12 protein-coding genes are annotated in these 15,635 nt (G+C 71.6%); 7 read left to right on the top strand and 5 right to left on the bottom strand.

What is annotated here, in order from left to right:
* Nucleotides 1-56: 56 nt before the first annotated feature.
* Both AC2D8W_RS04935 and AC2D8W_RS04930 read right to left on the bottom strand, forming a co-directional pair.
* Nucleotides 57-1,259 carry an OmpA family protein gene (locus AC2D8W_RS04935; protein WP_484670601.1) on the bottom strand — a complete coding sequence of 401 codons (1,203 nt, stop codon included), beginning with the start codon at nt 1,257-1,259 and terminating at the stop codon, nt 57-59.
* 533 nt (nt 1,260-1,792) lie between these two features.
* On the bottom strand, nt 1,793-3,589 hold the full coding sequence (locus AC2D8W_RS04930) for a cation:proton antiporter domain-containing protein (protein WP_484670600.1): 1,797 nt from the start codon (nt 3,587-3,589) through the stop codon (nt 1,793-1,795).
* Nucleotides 3,590-3,618: 29 nt separating this feature from the next.
* Between AC2D8W_RS04930 and AC2D8W_RS04925 the strand changes: the two genes are divergently transcribed.
* The 6 genes from AC2D8W_RS04925 to AC2D8W_RS04900 all read left to right on the top strand — a co-directional run bounded on the left by AC2D8W_RS04925 (nt 3,619) and on the right by AC2D8W_RS04900 (nt 10,139).
* Nucleotides 3,619-4,068: a DUF2946 family protein gene (locus tag AC2D8W_RS04925; RefSeq protein ID WP_484670599.1), complete on the top strand. Its 450-nt coding sequence runs from the start codon at nt 3,619-3,621 to the stop codon at nt 4,066-4,068.
* 80 nt (nt 4,069-4,148) lie between these two features.
* Nucleotides 4,149-6,176: a TonB-dependent receptor family protein gene (locus AC2D8W_RS04920; protein WP_484671046.1), complete on the top strand. Its 2,028-nt coding sequence runs from the start codon at nt 4,149-4,151 to the stop codon at nt 6,174-6,176.
* A 63-nt stretch (nt 6,177-6,239) separates the two neighbouring features.
* Nucleotides 6,240-6,962 carry a DJ-1/PfpI family protein gene (locus tag AC2D8W_RS04915; protein WP_484670598.1) on the top strand — a complete coding sequence of 241 codons (723 nt, stop codon included), beginning with the start codon at nt 6,240-6,242 and terminating at the stop codon, nt 6,960-6,962.
* Nucleotides 6,963-6,967: 5 nt separating this feature from the next.
* Nucleotides 6,968-7,513, top strand: a complete 546-nt coding sequence (locus AC2D8W_RS04910) for a YcnI family copper-binding membrane protein (RefSeq protein WP_484670597.1) — start codon at nt 6,968-6,970, stop codon at nt 7,511-7,513.
* Between the two features lie 7 nt (nt 7,514-7,520).
* Nucleotides 7,521-7,976 (top strand): copper chaperone PCu(A)C, encoded by a 456-nt coding sequence (locus AC2D8W_RS04905; RefSeq protein WP_484670596.1) that lies wholly within the window; start codon nt 7,521-7,523, stop codon nt 7,974-7,976.
* An 87-nt stretch (nt 7,977-8,063) separates the two neighbouring features.
* On the top strand, nt 8,064-10,139 hold the full coding sequence (locus tag AC2D8W_RS04900; protein WP_484670595.1) for a M13 family metallopeptidase: 2,076 nt from the start codon (nt 8,064-8,066) through the stop codon (nt 10,137-10,139).
* A gap of 312 nt (nt 10,140-10,451) precedes the next feature.
* Here AC2D8W_RS04900 and hisG read toward each other — a convergent pair whose 3' ends face one another.
* The 3 genes from hisG to hisS are packed head-to-tail and all read right to left on the bottom strand — an operon-like array spanning nt 10,452 to nt 13,989.
* A complete protein-coding gene (hisG, locus tag AC2D8W_RS04895; RefSeq protein ID WP_484670594.1) occupies nt 10,452-11,402 on the bottom strand; it encodes an ATP phosphoribosyltransferase in 951 nt (316 codons plus the stop codon).
* On the bottom strand, nt 11,399-12,529 hold the full coding sequence (locus AC2D8W_RS04890) for an ATP phosphoribosyltransferase regulatory subunit (protein WP_484670593.1): 1,131 nt from the start codon (nt 12,527-12,529) through the stop codon (nt 11,399-11,401). Before AC2D8W_RS04890 ends, hisG begins: the two co-directional genes overlap by 4 nt.
* Nucleotides 12,529-13,989, bottom strand: a complete 1,461-nt coding sequence (gene hisS / locus AC2D8W_RS04885; RefSeq protein WP_484670592.1) for a histidine--tRNA ligase — start codon at nt 13,987-13,989, stop codon at nt 12,529-12,531. The genes AC2D8W_RS04890 and hisS overlap by 1 nt, the downstream gene beginning before the upstream one ends.
* Before the next feature lie 416 nt (nt 13,990-14,405).
* Here hisS and AC2D8W_RS04880 point away from each other — a divergent pair, with 416 nt between their 5' ends.
* Entirely contained in the window at nt 14,406-15,611 is a 1,206-nt protein-coding gene (locus AC2D8W_RS04880; RefSeq protein ID WP_484670591.1) for a DUF2920 family protein, read from the top strand.
* Nucleotides 15,612-15,635: the final 24 nt, after the last annotated feature.

Raw genomic sequence — 15,635 nt, 5'->3', positions numbered from 1 at the left:
AAAGAAAAGGGCCCGGCGTCGCCGCCGGGCCCCGATCTTCAAGTCTTCGACCGACCTTAGAAGTTGATGTCGATCGTGGAGCGGCGGTTCAGCGGCTCCTTGACGCCGTCGCCGGTGGCGACCGCGGGCATGGTCTCGCCCTTCCAGTCGACCGACAGCGAGGTCTGGTTCACGCCCGAGCCGACCAGGGCGTCGGCCACGGCCTTCGCACGGCGCTCGGAGAGACGGACGTTGTAGGCCGCCGAGCCCGAGGTGTCGGCGTGGCCCACGACCACGACGCGGGTGGCGTTGCCGCCCTTGGCGTAGTTGGCCGCGTCGGTGATCACCGCCTGGGCTTCCGGCGTGATCACGTACTGATCGAACGGGAAGTAGACGATGAACTGCCGGGCCTCGTAGGCCGCGGCCGGCGGAGGCGGCGGCGGCGGGGGAGGCGGCGGCGGAGGCGGCGGGGGCGGAGGCGGCGGGGGCGGCGGGGGCGGCGGCTCAGGCGTCGCGAAGACGTAGCGCAGGCCCAGCGTCACCGCCTGGTCCTTGTACTCGCCCGAGAAGACGCCCGGTTGCAGGCCCGTGCCGACGCTGCCGACCGAGGTGAAGTCGACGTCCGAGCCGGCCAGGTAGCGGTAGGTCAGGTCGACCCGCAGCTGGTCGGTCGCGCGCCAGGCGAGACCGGCGATGAACTGGTAGGCGAACGCGGTGTCGTCGTCGTCGACGGTCAGGTTCTGGATCGCGTTGGCCGCCGCGGTCCCGACCGGAACGTTGGAGAACTGGCCCGTCACGTCCATCTTCACGTGGTTCACGCCGATGCCGGCGCCGATGAACGGGTTGATGACGCTGTTGGGCGCGATGTCGTAGATGATGTTGCCCATCACCGTCCAAGCATCGACGTCGCCGTCCGGCGAGCCGCAGACGGGAGCCGCGGGCGTGCGCGTCACGCCAGGGGTGCAGAGCCCGACGATGACCTGGTTCTGGCCGCCGCGGACGCTCTCGATGTCACCGCCGCGATAGCCGACTTCCAGTTCGACGCGCCAGTTCTCGGTCAGCTGGTAGCCGAGGCGAGCGAAGCCGGCCCAGTCCTCTTCCTGGCTGAAGTCCCATTTGTAGGGCGCGCCGTTGGGCGCGTTGTTCGAGGACGTCATCTCGAACTCTTCGGGCCAGTGGTACCCGAGGTCCACAGCGCCGTACCAGCCTTCTTGAGCCGCAGCTCCGGATGCGGCGAACACCGCAGCCATCGCGGCCCCAGCCAGGAGTTTCAACTTCATAATCAGAGCCCTCTCGTTGCCCTCAGGTGGTGCGGCCGTTTGACCCAGGCCGCTCTTATATCAAGGCCGGACGGTTGCGAAAGTGTCGCCAGGGTCACACTGGGACCGCAATTTCGCCAGCCTTTCCCAAGCTCTACCAGGACGTCGTTGTTCTGACGCCCATGCAGATGCCGGTATTCTCGTAGAATCGCAAACACAACGATGTGGAAACGGCCCCAGGCTGTGTCCCCGCTCGCGGCGGAGCCCTTTCGAGCACCTCCGAGGATCTCGCCCCTGCCGCCCCGGAGGTCGTCCGGTTGCTGATGGGAGGCCGTTGTTTTCCTTGACAAGACGCCGAGACGACGCAGCCGCGCGAAGGCGTTGTCCGCCCAGTCGCCGCTCCATCCGTCCCGTTTCATCAGGCCAAGCCCCCACCGCGGCTTCGCACCGCGTCTGACGGCCCAAACTCGCAAGGCTACGCTTGGTTCCGCGCGTTCCCGTCTCGCCGCGCTTTTTTCGGGCGCCATGGTTCCGGCGCCTCTCCGCCATCGGGTTCAGCCTTCCCGCTCGCGCTGGAAGCGGCGGGTCCGGCCGCCCAGCGACTCGGGCCGGTTGAGGGTGCGACGAAACTCGTCGCGGCGCTCGTGGATGGAGGCGATCACCAGCCCCATCGGGACGCCGATCTCCACGAGCACGGCCTCGGACAGCTGCAGCGAGGCCTCCACTGTCTCAGGCACCGCGTCGGTGGCGCCCAGGTCGTAGAGCCGCTGCGCGTGCCGCGCGTCGCGGGCGCGCGCCACGATGGTGAGGTCGGGCCGAACCTCGCGGGCGACGGCGACGATCGCCTCGACCCCCTCGGGGTCGTCCATGGTGACCACCAGCGCCGGAGCGTCGGCGAGGCCGCACCGGAGCAGGAACTCGGCCCGGGCCGCGTCGCCGAAATAGATGGTCTCTCCGGCCCTGCGGCCCTGCTCGACCAGCCGCGCGTCCAGGTCGGCGCCGACCCATCCGATGTCGTGGCGCTTCAGCATCTCGCCCACCAGGCGGCCCACGCGCCCGTAGCCGACCACCAGCACCTTGGGCGGCGCGCCGGCGATCGACTCGCGCGGCTCGGGCTGTTCGGGCGGCTCCTCGGCGGGACGCACGCGGCGGCCCCCCAGCCGCAGGCCGAGCTGCGCCAGGAACGGGATCGAGAACATGGAGAGCGTCGCGGCCACCAGCACGGTCTGGCCCACCTGGCGCGCGACCAGCCCCTGGTCCATCGCCTGGCCCAGGATGACGAAGGCGAACTCGCCGGCCCCCGCGAGCAGCAGCGCCGACTCGATGGCGCTGCGCGTCTTCAGGCCGAAGGCCTTCGCCAGGCCGAAGACGACCGCGGTGTTGAACGCCACCAGCCCGACGGCCGAGCCGAGGATCACGAGGGGCCGCTCGAGCAGCAGCGGGATGTTCAGGCCGATGCCGACCGAAATGAAGAAGAGACCGAGCAGCAGGCCCTTGAAGGGCTCGATCCGCACCTCGACCTCGTGCCGGAACTCGGTCTCGGCCAGCAGCAGGCCGGCGATGAACGCGCCCAGCGCCATCGAGAGACCGGTGAGCGCGCTGACCAGCCCTGCCCCCACCACCACCAGCAGGCAGGCGGCGACGAAGAGCTCCTCGCTCTTCGCGCGGGCCACCGAGCGGAGCATCGGACGCAGCAGCCAGCGTCCGAAGGCGAACAGGAAAGCCACGCCCAGGATCGCGGGGACCAGCGAGAGCAGCAGGCTGGGCGAGGAGAAGTCCTCGACCCCCCGCCGGCCCAGGAGGGTCAGGGTCACCAGGATCGGGGCCACGGCCAAATCCTGGAACAGCAGCACCGAGAACGTCGCGCGGCCGGCCATGGAGTGCTGGCGCTTCTGCTCGGCCAGGATCGGCATGACGATGGCCGTGGACGAGAGCGCGAGGGCCGCGCCCACCGCGATGGCGGCGGCCGGGGGCTGCCCGAAGAGCCAGGCCGCGACGGCGGTGATGCTCAGGCACACGCCCACCTGCAGGGCGCCGAGACCGAAGACGTAGCGGCGCATGGAGCGCAGGCGCTCCCACGAGAGCTCCAGGCCGATGGTGAACAGCAGGAACACCACGCCGAACTCGGCGAGCTGCGCGAGTTCGTCGGGATTCTCGATGGTGAAGGCGTCGAGCCACGACACCTCGTGGGCCAGGGCGCCCAGGCCATAGGGCCCGAGCACGACCCCGGCGCCCAGGAAGCCCAGGATGGGGCTGATGCGCCATTGCCGGAAGAGCGGGACCACCACCCCGGCGGTGGCCAGGAACAGAACCACGTCCTTGTACGCGCCGGGCTGAACCTCGCCTGCCATCCGTTCTCCAAACCGCCAGTCGAGCCACTATGGCCTACGTCGCCCACTTGCGGAATCCCGCGCTGGGTCTAGAAGCCGACATCGTGGGAACCACCGCACAGTCGAACACGCGCGCCGAGCGCCGGGCGATCATCGCCCTGTTCGCCGTGTTCGCCCTGCTCGTGCAGGCGATGTTCCCGACCTTCGCGAGCGCCGGCGCGATGAGCGGCCCCGGGGTGACGATCTGCACCGACATGGGGTTGGCCCCCGCGCCGGCGAACGACGCCGGCGCCCCGATGGAGCGGTCCCACGGCTGCGACCACTGCCTCACCGCCTGCGCAGCGCCCGCGCTGCCGGCCTCGCCGTCCGCCCTCGTGCGGCCGGTCGTCTACACCGCGCCTGCCGCGGCGCCCACGCCGGTGGCCTATGCCGTGCGGCCCGGACGCGGCCTCGCCGCGCCACCGCCGCCCTCCCGAGGTCCGCCCAGCTCCGAGGCCTGATCGCCGCCGCGCGCGAGTCCACTCGCGCGCCCGTCATCTCGCTTTTCAGGAGCCTTTCCTTGGCAAACCTCCTTCGCGCCATGCTGGTCGCAGCCTGCGCCGCACCTGCGCTCGTCCCCGCCCCCGCGCGGGCGGACGACGACGCCACCACCGTCGACACCCTCATCGTCACCGGGGCCCGAAATCCCGAAGACCCGCCCGTCGTCGCCGACGCCCGCGCCCGCCTGTCCGAAACGCCGGGCGCCGTGTCGGTGATCTCGCAGGAATCCTACGCCAGCCGCTTCGCCCTGGGCCTGGACGACATCCTGCGCGACGCGCCCGGCGTCTACGCCCAACGAAAGTGGGGCGGCGACATCCGGATCTCGATCCGCGGGTCCGGACTCGGCAACGCCAACCACAACCGCGGCCTCCTCATCGCCCAGGACGGCGTTCCCCTGAACGAGGCAGACGGCTTCGGCGACAGCCAGATCGCGGACCCGCTGATCACCCGCTTCACGGAAGTCTACCGCGGGGGAAATGCGCTGCGCTTCGGCGGCGCCCTGCTGGGCGGCGCGGTCAACATGGTGACGCCCACAGGCCGCGACGCCGGCTTCGAGACGCGGCTCCGCGTCGACGGGGGCAGCTTCGGCCTGCATCGCGAACACGCCGCCCTGGCCCGCCAAGTGGACGACTGGGACGTGTTCATGGCGATCAGCAACCAGCGCGGACAGGGCTATCGGCCGCAGAGCCAGCAGAACATCCAGTTCGGCTCGCTCAACCTGGGCCGCACGTTCGGCGAGGACCGGGAAGTCCGGCTGATCCTGAACGGGTCGAACATCAACCAGGAGATCCCCGGCGCCCTGACGCGCGCCCAAGTCGACGCGAACCCGCGCCAGCCCGCGCCCGGCAACTACCTCAACGATCAGGGGCGCCATCAGCGGGGCGTGCGCGCCTCGCTGCGGACGACCTGGCGGCTGAGCGGTTCGACGGTGTTCGAAGGCGCCGTCTACGGGGTCTGGAAGGACCTCGACCACCCGATCTTCCAGATCATCGACCAGGAGAGCCGCAACTACGGCGCCTTCGCCCGGCTCGACTGGGAGGGCGCCCTCGGCGAACGCCGGGCCGACGCCTATCTCGGCGCGTGGCTGCGGTCGGGAGACCTGGACTCCAACTTCTTCGTCAACCTGCGCGGGGCCCGCGGGGCGCCCACGTCGCGCACGCGGCAGAACGCGGAGGCGGCCGACGTCTTCGCCGAGGGCCGGATCTTCGTGGTTCCGCGCCTGGCGGTCGTGGCGGGCGGAACCTGGGGGATGGCCGAGCGGGACTACCGGCAGACCGCCATCCCGGGCGTCGCCTCGACCTTCAACCTCCGCGCCTCGAAGCGCTACGACTGGTTCGCGCCCCGGATCGGCCTGCTCTGGGAGGACGAGGGCGGCGCCCAGGTGTTCGCCAACGTGACGCGTTCGGTGGAGCCGCCGAACCACGGCTCGCTGTCGCCCACGGGACAGGGTTTCGCGCCTGTGCGGGCGCAGGAGGCTTGGACGGCGGAGGTCGGGACCCGCGGCCGCCGCGGCCCGTTCCTCTGGGACATCACGCTGTACCGCGCCCAGCTCGATCGCGAACTCCTGCAGTTCACCGTCGCCCCGGGCGTCCCCGCCTCCACGTTCAACGCCGACGACACGGTGCACCAGGGCCTCGAGGCCACGGTCGACTGGACCTTCGCCGAAGGCTGGCGGCTGCGGCAGACCGCGACGCTGTCCGACTTCCGGTTCCGCGACGACGGCCAGTATGGCGACAACCGGCTGCCGATCGCCCCGAAGCGCTTCTACCGCGCCGAGCTGCGCTACCAGCATCCGGCCGGGTGGTTCGTGGCCCCGTCGATCGAGGCGTCGTCCTCGGTCTGGGTGGACTACCGCAACACGACCAGAGCCCCCGCCTACACCATCGTGAACCTCGGGGCCGGCTGGAACGTGAGCGAGCGGGTCTCGGTGTTCCTGGATGTCCGGAACCTGGGCGACAAGGACTACGTCTCCAACGTCCAGGCCCAGATCCTGGCCGGTCCTGCGAGCGCGGCCTACTGGCCCGGGGACGGCCGCGCCGTCTTCGGCGGCCTGACGGTCGATTTCTGATCCCTGCAACCACGGCCGCGGCGCCCCGCGCGCCGCGGTTCCTCCAACCTCGGAAGGCATCCCATGACGAACGAAACGGACTCGCCGGCGAGCGCTGGAACGCGCCGGGCCTGGATCAAGCGCGCCGCGGCCGGCGCGGGCGCGGCGGCCCTGGCCGGGCTTCCCGCCGCGCAGGCCCAGCCCCGACCCGGCAAGAAGGTGGTGGGCGTCGTCCTCTACCGCGACTTCGAAGTGCTCGACGTTTTCGGGCCGGTGGAGATGTGGGCCAACGCGCCCGGTCTCGACGTCATCCTGGTCGCCCAGTCCGCCGGCCCGGTACGGTCGGCGCAGGGCGTCTCGGTGGTGGCGGACTACAGCTTCGACACCGCGCCGCCGCTGGACATCATGATGGCGCCGGGCGGGACCGGCACGCTCGCCGAGCTGCGGAACGAGACCTACCTGCAGTACCTCCGCGACCAGGATCGCAGGACCGAGCTCACCACGTCCGTCTGCACGGGCTCGGCGCTCCTGGCCAAGGCCGGCCTGCTCAAGGGCCGCCGGGCCACGACCAACAAGCGGTTCTTCAACATCGCGGCCTCCCAGGACGCGAGCGTCGATTGGGTGAAGCGCGCCCGCTGGGTCGAGGACGGCAAGTACGTCACCTCCTCCGGCGTGTCCGCGGGGACCGACATGGCGCTCGCCGTCGTGGCGCGTCTTCATGGGCAGGACGCGGCACGCGGCCTCGCCCGGGCCCTCGAGTATCAGTGGAGCGAGAACCCCCACGACGACCCCTTCGCCATCGGATGACCGGAATGAGCCCCTCGAACCCCGGCGGCGCGCCGCGCCGCTCCGCGAGCTTCCGCATGACGGATCTCGGCATCACCCTCGCCGCCGGCGCCGCGCTCCTCTGCGCGGGCCCGGCGGGCGCGCACGTCAGCATCCAGCCGCAGACGGCCCCCGCCGGGGCCTACCAGGTGCTGCGCTTCGGCGTCGGCCATGGCTGCGAGGCCCAGGGCACCACGCAACTGCGGCTGGAGATGCCGCCGGGCCTGGGGGCGGCGCGACCGCAGCCCAAGCCGGGCTGGAAGCTGACCGTCGAGCGCGAGGGCGATACCGTGACGGCCATCGTCTGGCGCGGCGCCCTGCCCGCGGACCAGTTCGACGAGTTCATCGTGCTGGTGAAGCTGCCGCCGGACGCCGCGCCCCTGGCGTTCCCGGCGATCCAGTCCTGCGGGAAGACGGCCGTCCGCTGGGCCGAGCCGACGCCGCCGGGCGGGCCGCGGCCGAGCCACCCCGCCCCTGTCCTCACGCTGGTCCCGGTTGCATCGCCGGCCGCCAGCCACGATCATCATCGCTGAAGGCGCCATGAGACATTCCCTGATCTTCCCCGCCGTGGTCGCGGTTGCGGCCGTTTCGATCCCCGCCGCGGCGGCCACGCCGCCCCAGGTCACCGGCGCCTGGAGCCGCCCTGCCGCGCAGGGCGCCACCGGCGTGGGCTACATGGTCCTGAAGAACCCCGGCCGCGCGGCGGACGCCCTCGTGTCGGTGGAGACGCCGGCCGCCCGGACGGCGATGATCCATCGGTCGAGCATCACCAACGGGGTGGCGTCGATGCAGATGGTGTCCCGCGTCCCGCTGGCGGGCGGCGGAACTGTCACGTTCGCGCCCGGCGGATACCACCTTATGTTCGTCGGTCTGGCGAGGCCGCTGGGGCCGGGCGACAGCCTCCCCGCGACCCTGGTCTTCGCCAGCGGCGCGAGGGTGAAGACCGCGTTCGTCGTGGGCCTGGGACCGCCGGTCGCAACGCCGCACCAGCACTGAGTTTCCTGACGAAAATGTAACGAGCGTCACACCGCGCCTTCAGAGCATGGTCCGGCCAGACCGCCTATCGAGGATGCCATCCGCCCCATGAAGACCCTCTGGCTCGCCGCCGCCTCCGCGGCCGCGCTCGTCCTGGCTGCGCCGTTCGCCGCTCTGGCGGCCGACTCCGCGGCCACGGCGCCCGAAGCCTCCGTCCGCGACCTCACCAAGGCGCCGCGAATGGGCGCCTGGGGCTTCGACCTGTCGGGCATGGACCGCAGCGTCCGGCCCGGCGATGGGTTCTTCCGGTACGCGAACGGCGCGTACATGGACCGGCTGACCATCCCGGCCGACCGCTCGACCTACGGCGCCTTCAATGTGCTGGACGAGCTCTCCCGCGACCGGCTCAAGGCGGTGATCGACAGGGCCGCCGCGTCCACCGCCAAGTCCGGGCCGGAGGCCCAGGTCGGCGCTCTGTACCGAAGCTTCATGGACGAGGCCCGGGTCGAGGCGCTGGGCGCGAAGCCGCTCGCGCCGGATCTCGCCAGGATCCGCGCCGCCAGGTCGCGCGAGGACGTGGCCCGCCTGATGGGCGCCACGGCCAAGGGCTTCGGCCGCAGCTTCTTCGACCCCCAGGTCTATGACGACGCGAAGGACCCGTTGAAGTACGCGGTCTATCTCGGCCAGGGCGGCATCACCCTCCCTGACCGGGACTACTACCTCGAGGCCAGGTTCGCGCCCCAGCGGACGGCGTACGAGGCCTATATCGCCCGGATGCTCGAACTCGGCGGCTGGCCCGATGCGCAGGCCCAGGCCAAGGCCATCCTGGCGATGGAGACCGAGATCGCCCGCGTCTCGTGGACGCGCGCCGAGCGCCGGGACGACGACAAGACCTACAATCCCTACGAGACCGCCAAGCTCGCCGAGCTGGCGCCCGGGTTTCCCTGGGCGGCCTTCCTCGCCGGAGCGGATCTGTCGCCGGCGCGGCGCGTGGTCGTCGCCGAGAACACCGCCTTCCCGAAGATCGCGCAGGTGTTCGCCAGGACCGACCTCGCGACCCTGAAGGCGTGGCTCGCCTTCACCACCATCGACCAGGCCTCGCCCTACCTCTCGAAGGCGTTCGACCAGGCGCGCTTCGAGTTCCGCTCGAAGACCCTGTCGGGCGTGCCGCAGCAGCAGCCCCGCTGGAAGCGCGCGGTGGGCATGGTGGACGGCAGCCTGGGCGAGGCCGTCGGCAAGCTCTACGTCGAGGCCTACTTCCCGGCCGAGAGCAAGGCGCGGATGGAGGCCCTGGTCGGCGACATCAAGACGGCGCTGGCGGGACGCATCCGGACGCTGGCGTGGATGGGCCCCGAGACCAAGGCGAAGGCGCTGGAGAAGCTCGGCAAGTTCAACGTCAAGATCGGCTACCCCGACAAGTGGCGCGACTACTCGGCCCTGGAGATCCGCGAGGACGACCTCTACGGCAACGCCGTGCGCGCCTCCGCCTTCGAGTGGGCCCACCGCGTGACGCGCATGAACGGCCCGGTGGATCGCGGCGAGTGGGAAATGACCCCGGCGACGATCAACGCCTACTACTCGCCCACCAAGAACGAGATCGTCTTCCCGGCCGCCATCCTGCAGCCGCCGTTCTTCGATCCGGAGGGCGACGCCGCCGTGAACTACGGCGGGATCGGCGGCGTGATCGGCCATGAGATCACGCACGGCTTCGACGACCAGGGCCGCAAGTCGGATGGCGACGGCCGGCTGGCCGAGTGGTGGACGCCTGCGGACGAGGCCAAGTTCAACGCCCAGGCGAAGATCCTCGGGGAACAGTACGCGGCGACCGAGGTCCTGCCCGGCGCGCGCATCAACGGCGACCTGACCATGGGCGAGAACATCGCCGACCTCGGCGGGCTCGTGCTGGCGCTCGAAGCCTACCGCGTCTCGCTCAAGGGCCAGCCTGCGCCGGTGATCGACGGGCTGACGGGGGAACAGCGGGTCTTCCTGGGCTGGGCGCAGGTCTGGCGGGCCAAGTACCGAGACGACCTCATGCGGCAGGTGCTGGTGAGCGACCCGCACTCGCCCCCAGTCGCCCGCGTGGAACTGCCGATGCGCAACATCGACGCCTTCTACGACGCCTTCGGCGTGAAGCCGGGCGACCCGATGTACGTCCCGCCGGAGAAGCGGGTCCGGATCTGGTAGGCGACGGGCGCGCGGCCGCCTCAGGCCGCGCGGACCTTTTGACGTCTACGTCGAAAAAATGCGGGAGCGGAAAAAGAATCGGCCCGCAGCGGGGGATAGTCGCTGCGGGCCGCCTTGAGCAGTCGCTCTGAATGAGCGGGCGTTTCCTCCCCGAAACGCCGGAGACCTCAGGACTTGCGCCTTCATGTCTCTCGCAATGTGACAAGACGGGAATTTTCTACCCGAGTCAACGGGCGTCAGGCGCTTTCCGCGCACCTGGGCCTCAAGAATGCGTCATCACGTAGAAATTTACGCCGTTTTTTGACCCGAGCGTCAAAACAAGCGTGAGCGCAGCAGCTCCAGAGCCGGCGAGTTTACGTCAAAGACGAAATCCGGGCGGGAAACGGTGACCGGTCCAAGGCCGGCGGCGGCGAGCGCCAGGGAGGCGTCCGCGATCTGGGCCGAATCGACGAGGAGGCCGCTCGGTCGGCGGGAGGCTCCCGCGGCGGTCAGCGATTCGATCACCGCGGCCTCAGCCGCGTTCGACCGCGCCGGCCACGCCAGCGTCGCGCTCCGGAGCGCCGCGGCGCGCGCCTCGACGATCCGCAGCAGGCGCTCGGCCGCGGCGAGAGCCGTCGCGTCCCAGGTCGCGCGCAGGCTCGCCGCGAGCTGCGCCTGGCTCTTCAGCATGACGCCGTCGGCCAGCACCTTCAGCCCGTTGGCCTGAAGCGTCGCGCCCGTGGTGGTGATGTCGACGACGATCTCGGCTGCGCCGGTGGCGGGCGCGCCCTCGGTGGCGCCGCCCGACTCCACGATCCGGTAGTCGGCGACGCCGTGGCGGGCGAAGAAGGCCCGGGTCTGCGCCAGGTACTTGGTCGCCACGCGCATGCGCCGGCCCGTCCGCGCCAGCAGTTCGTGCGCCACCTCCTCGAGGTCGGACATGGTGTCGACGTCGAGCCAGCTCTTGGGCACCGCGGTCACCAGATCGGCGCGGCCGAAGCCGAGCGGGCGCAGCAGCAGGACGCGCGCGTCGAGGTCCTCGCCCCGCTCGCGGAGCAGGTCCTCGCCGGTGACGCCCAGGTGGACCTCGCCCGCGTCCAGGGCGTCGGCTATGTCCGCGGCGGAGAGCAGCCGCACCTGCGCGTCGGCGACGCCGCGCAGGCTGGCGACATAGCCGCGGGCGCCGCCCGAGACGTCCAGCTTCAGCCCGCTGTCGGCGAGCCAGCCCTCGACCTGCTCCTTCAGCCGGCCTTTCGAGGGCACGGCGATGATGAGCCCGCTCATGCTTCGCCCCCCGTCCAGGCTCGCCACGGCCGAACCATGCAGCCCACGGCGCGCGTGTCGGCCCCGTCCCCGAGCCGCGCCAGCAGGCCGTCGTAGCGGCCGCCCACGGCGACGGGACGTTCGACCCCGAGCGCCTCCGACCGAACCTCGAAGGTCAGTCCGTCGTAGTAGTCGAAGGCATGGCCGAGGGCGGGCGCGAACCGCGTGCGGTCGGCCGGCGCGGCGCGCGACAGCTCCAGGAGCCGGCTCTCCCATCCGGCGAGCGCCGCCTTCAGCGCAGCGTCGTTGCCGCCCGCCAGGCGCCGCACCTGGGCGAAGGCGTAGCTCGGCTCGTCGTCGATGGCCATGAAGGCGCGGATGGCGTCGGCCTGCCCGGCCGTGAGCGCCGGGGCCCTGGCGGCCTCGGCCTTGCGGACCAGGCGGGCGGCGATCTCGGCCGGCCCGCGTCCGCCCACCGGCTCCACGCCGGCCAGCGCCCAGACCTCCTCCAGCAGCGCGGCAGCCTTGGCCTCGGGCAGGCCCGCCAGCAGGCCCGCCAGCGTTCCGCCGCCGTCGCCGTTGGTCTCGCCGACGCGGCTGAGTTCGTTCCAGAGCAGGCGCGGCCGACCGGCCACGCGCTTCAGCCGCGCCGCCAGGCCCTCGGGCAGGTCCAGGCTTTCGACGAAGGCGGCGAACAGCGCTACGTCCCCCAGCCACAGCGACAGGTCCTTGCGCCCGCCCGCCTCCGCCGCCCGCCAGGCCAGCCCGGCGATCTCGGCGTCGGCGGCTTCCACGCCCCCGCCGCCGGGCGAGAACATCTCGAGCCCGATCTGCACGAACTCCTCGGGGCGGTCGGCGCCGGCCGAGGCCCGGAAGGCCGCGCCCTCGTACCAGTAGGCGCCGGCGGCGCGGCCGCGCTCCAGGTGCTGGCGGGCGATGGCGACCGTGAAGTCTGGCCGAAGGCAGCTCTCGGTCCCGCCCTCGGACTGGACCACGAACAGCCGCGCGCGCATCGCCTCGCCGGCGAGGTCGAGCAGCAGGTTGAGCGGCTGAAGCAGGGGCGCGTCGGCGCGCTCGGCGCCGGAACTCTCCAGCGGCGCGCGCACGGCGGCCAGCACCTGCGCGGGGACGGCGGGCTCGATCCGCATCAGCCGGCGTCCAGGATGCGCCGCAGCGCCGGGACCAGCTCGGCCCGCGGGATCGTCTGCTGGCCGGGCCGCTGACCGCGCCACTCGGCGTTGTCGGTAACCTTTGCGGCCAGTTCCCGGCCGAGGTCGAGGTCCTTCACCGTGACGGTCCCCGCGGCCAACTCGTCGTCGCCGACGATGATCGCCGCCGGCGAGAGGCGACGGTCGGCGTACTTCATCTGCGCCTTCATGCCCGAGGCGCCCAGGTACACCTCGGCAGGTATGCCCGCCGCGCGGATCTCGCGGGCGACGGCGAAGTAGTCGGCCATCCGGTCCTGCGAGAAGGCGATCACCACCACCGGCCCCCGCGCGGCCTGCGCCAGATCGCGACCTGCCGCCCGGAGCGCCGCGGCCAGGCGCGAGACGCCGAACGAGAAGCCCGTGGCGGGCGTGCGCTCGCCGGTGAAGCGGGCGACCAGGTCGTCGTAGCGCCCGCCCCCGCCGATCGAGCCGAAGCGCATGGCCTGGCCCTTCTCGTCGAGCGTGGAGAGCAGCAGCTCGGCCTCGAAGACCGGCCCGGTGTAGTACTCGAGGCCGCGGACGACCGAGGGATCCACCAACGCGCGGTCCGGTCCCACGCCCAGGCCCTTCAGGGCGGCATCGATCGCCGCCAGTTCCGCGAGCCCCTCGTCGCCCTCGGCCGAGCCGCCCACCACGTCGGCCAGCTTCGCCAGCGTCTCGGCGCGGCCGCCCACGCCGGCGGCGGTGAACGCCAGCACCCGTTCGGCGGCCGACGCCGTGAGTCCCGCCCCCTTGGTGAAGGCGCCGGACTCGTCCATCCGGCCTTCCCCCAGGAGCAGGCGCACGCCGTCCGGGCCGAGACGGTCCAGCTTGTCCACGGCACGCAGCACCGCGAGCTTCTGGCCCTCGTCCGCCACGCCCGCCGCGGCCATCAGGCCGTTCAGGAGCTTGCGGTTGTTGATCTTGATGACCGCCGAGCCGGCCGGGAGGCCCGCGGCCTCCAGCCCTTCGGCCACCATCGCGATGATCTCTGCGTCGGCTTCCGGGCGCGCCGAGCCCACCGTGTCGGCGTCGCACTGCACGAACTCACGGAAGCGCCCCGGCCCCGGCTTCTCGTTACGCCACACCGGCCCGAAGGCGTAGCGGCGGAACGGCTTGGGCAGGGTTTCCCAGTTCTGCGCGGCGAAGCGCGCCAGCGGCGCGGTCAGGTCGTAGCGCAGCGCCATCCACTGCTCGTCGTCGTCCTGCAGCGCGAAGACGCCCTCGTTCGGACGGTCGGCGTCGGGCAGGAACTTGCCCAGAGCGTCGGCATACTCGAACGCGCCGGTCTCCAGCGGCTCGAAGCCCCAGGCCTCGTAGACCTGGCTCACGGCCTTCAGGATCCCGCGCTCGGCGACGACGTCGCGGCCGCGCCGGTCGATGAATCCGCGGGGCGTACGGGCTTGCGGGCGCTCGCTCATGGCGGGCCGCTTAGCCTCTGGGACGGTCTCACTCAAGGAACTGCTTGGGGACAGGTCGTTCATCGGTCGTCTCTTCAAGGGTCTGAGGCGACGGACGAAGCTGGAAGAGCCGAGCCCCGTCCGCGTGCGGCGGGGCTTCGGAAGGGGTCGGCGTCAGGCCGCGCGCACCCGCTCCGAACCCGCCCGGGTCGGATGATGGTGATGGCCGTGGTGATGCGCGATCCGCGTCATGACGGGCGGGCCTATAGCGGAGCCGCCCCCTAAAGTCACGCGCCCCGCGTCAGGGCGCGCTAGGGCCTCGAGCGTCACCCTGGACCGCATCCGCCCCGACAGCCCGGCGACGGTTGCCCGCGGGCTCGGCTCTTTCCGATCGGTTAACCACGTTCGCCGACCCTCGGACCGCGGCGGAGGGCCCCATGATCGAGATCACGCGCGAGATCGACGGCGCCGTCGACGTCGAGGCGGGCAAGCCCCGCTCGGCCGGCCTCGCCTACGACATCACCTGGCCGCAGGAGGGCGAGGCCCCCGGGCTGGTGCTGGTGATCGCAGGCTTCGGCGACGACACGAACAGCGACTACAGCGCCGGGCTACGCCGCCACATCGTCGAGACCACCGGCATGGGCGCCGTGACCGTGCGCTACCATGCCTTCCACGCCCGCCCGACCAACGGGGGGGCGATCTCCATCGATCCGTCCGAGCAGGCCTATCTCATCGGCGCGGCGCTCCTGGCCAAGGCCAAGGTGCGCGACATCACGAACTTCCGCGACGTGGTCCGGGGTCTGGCGGCGGCGAAGGCCGACATCGCGCCGAAGGTCTGGATCGACCCGGCGCACGGCGAGCGGCAGAACTTCGGGATCCTCCAGGCGCTGGACCACCTGATGGTGATCGGCGACCTCCTGGAGAACGCACCGCCGTTCGACGCCGCCCGCATCGTGGCGCTGGGGTCGTCGCACGGCGCCTACATCGCGCACCTGATGGCGAAGATGGCGCCCTCGACCCTGGCGGCCATCATCGACAACTCATCCTATGCCCAGCCGCCCATGAACTTCCTGGCCATCGGCGACCTTCCCGAGATCACCATCGGCTTCGAGGGACTGAACCTGCATGCGCGGACGCGCAGCGCCTGGACGCTCACGGACCGCAATGCGCCCGACTTCTACAGCCGCGACCGCGACCTGATCCGCGACGTCCGCTACCCGCCCCACATCGCGACGCAGCGCGCCGCCTCCGCCGACGGCGGAACCCAGTACTTCATGGTCAACGCCGCCTGGGACACCGTCTCTCCGCCCGACGTGAAGCGGCGGCAGCAGGCCGCGCTCGCACGGGCCGGCTTCGAGGCCGAGCTCGACATCATCGGCCAGGACAAGATCGACGGCCGGCTGTTCAAGACCGTCAGCCACGGCCTCGGCTGCTCGCTGAAGCTGCTGTTCGACCGCTACATCGGTCGCGTGCGGCCGCGTGGAGTCGCGCCCGACGCCGTCCAGGGCTCCACGATCGAGCACGCCTGCGTCGACCTGGGCTACCGCTTCCGCCATTCCACGACGGCGCCATACGTGACGGCCGAGGTGTACGACCTCTTCGAGGAGCCCGCCGCCGAGCCGGCCGCGTCGCAGGCGGCCTGACGCACCTGCGGTGCACGCTTAGCC

It is taken from the genome of Phenylobacterium sp. T106, assembly GCF_057219735.1.
Note: the sequence above shows the minus strand (reverse complement) of the source record. Positions and strands in the feature narration are given on the sequence as shown.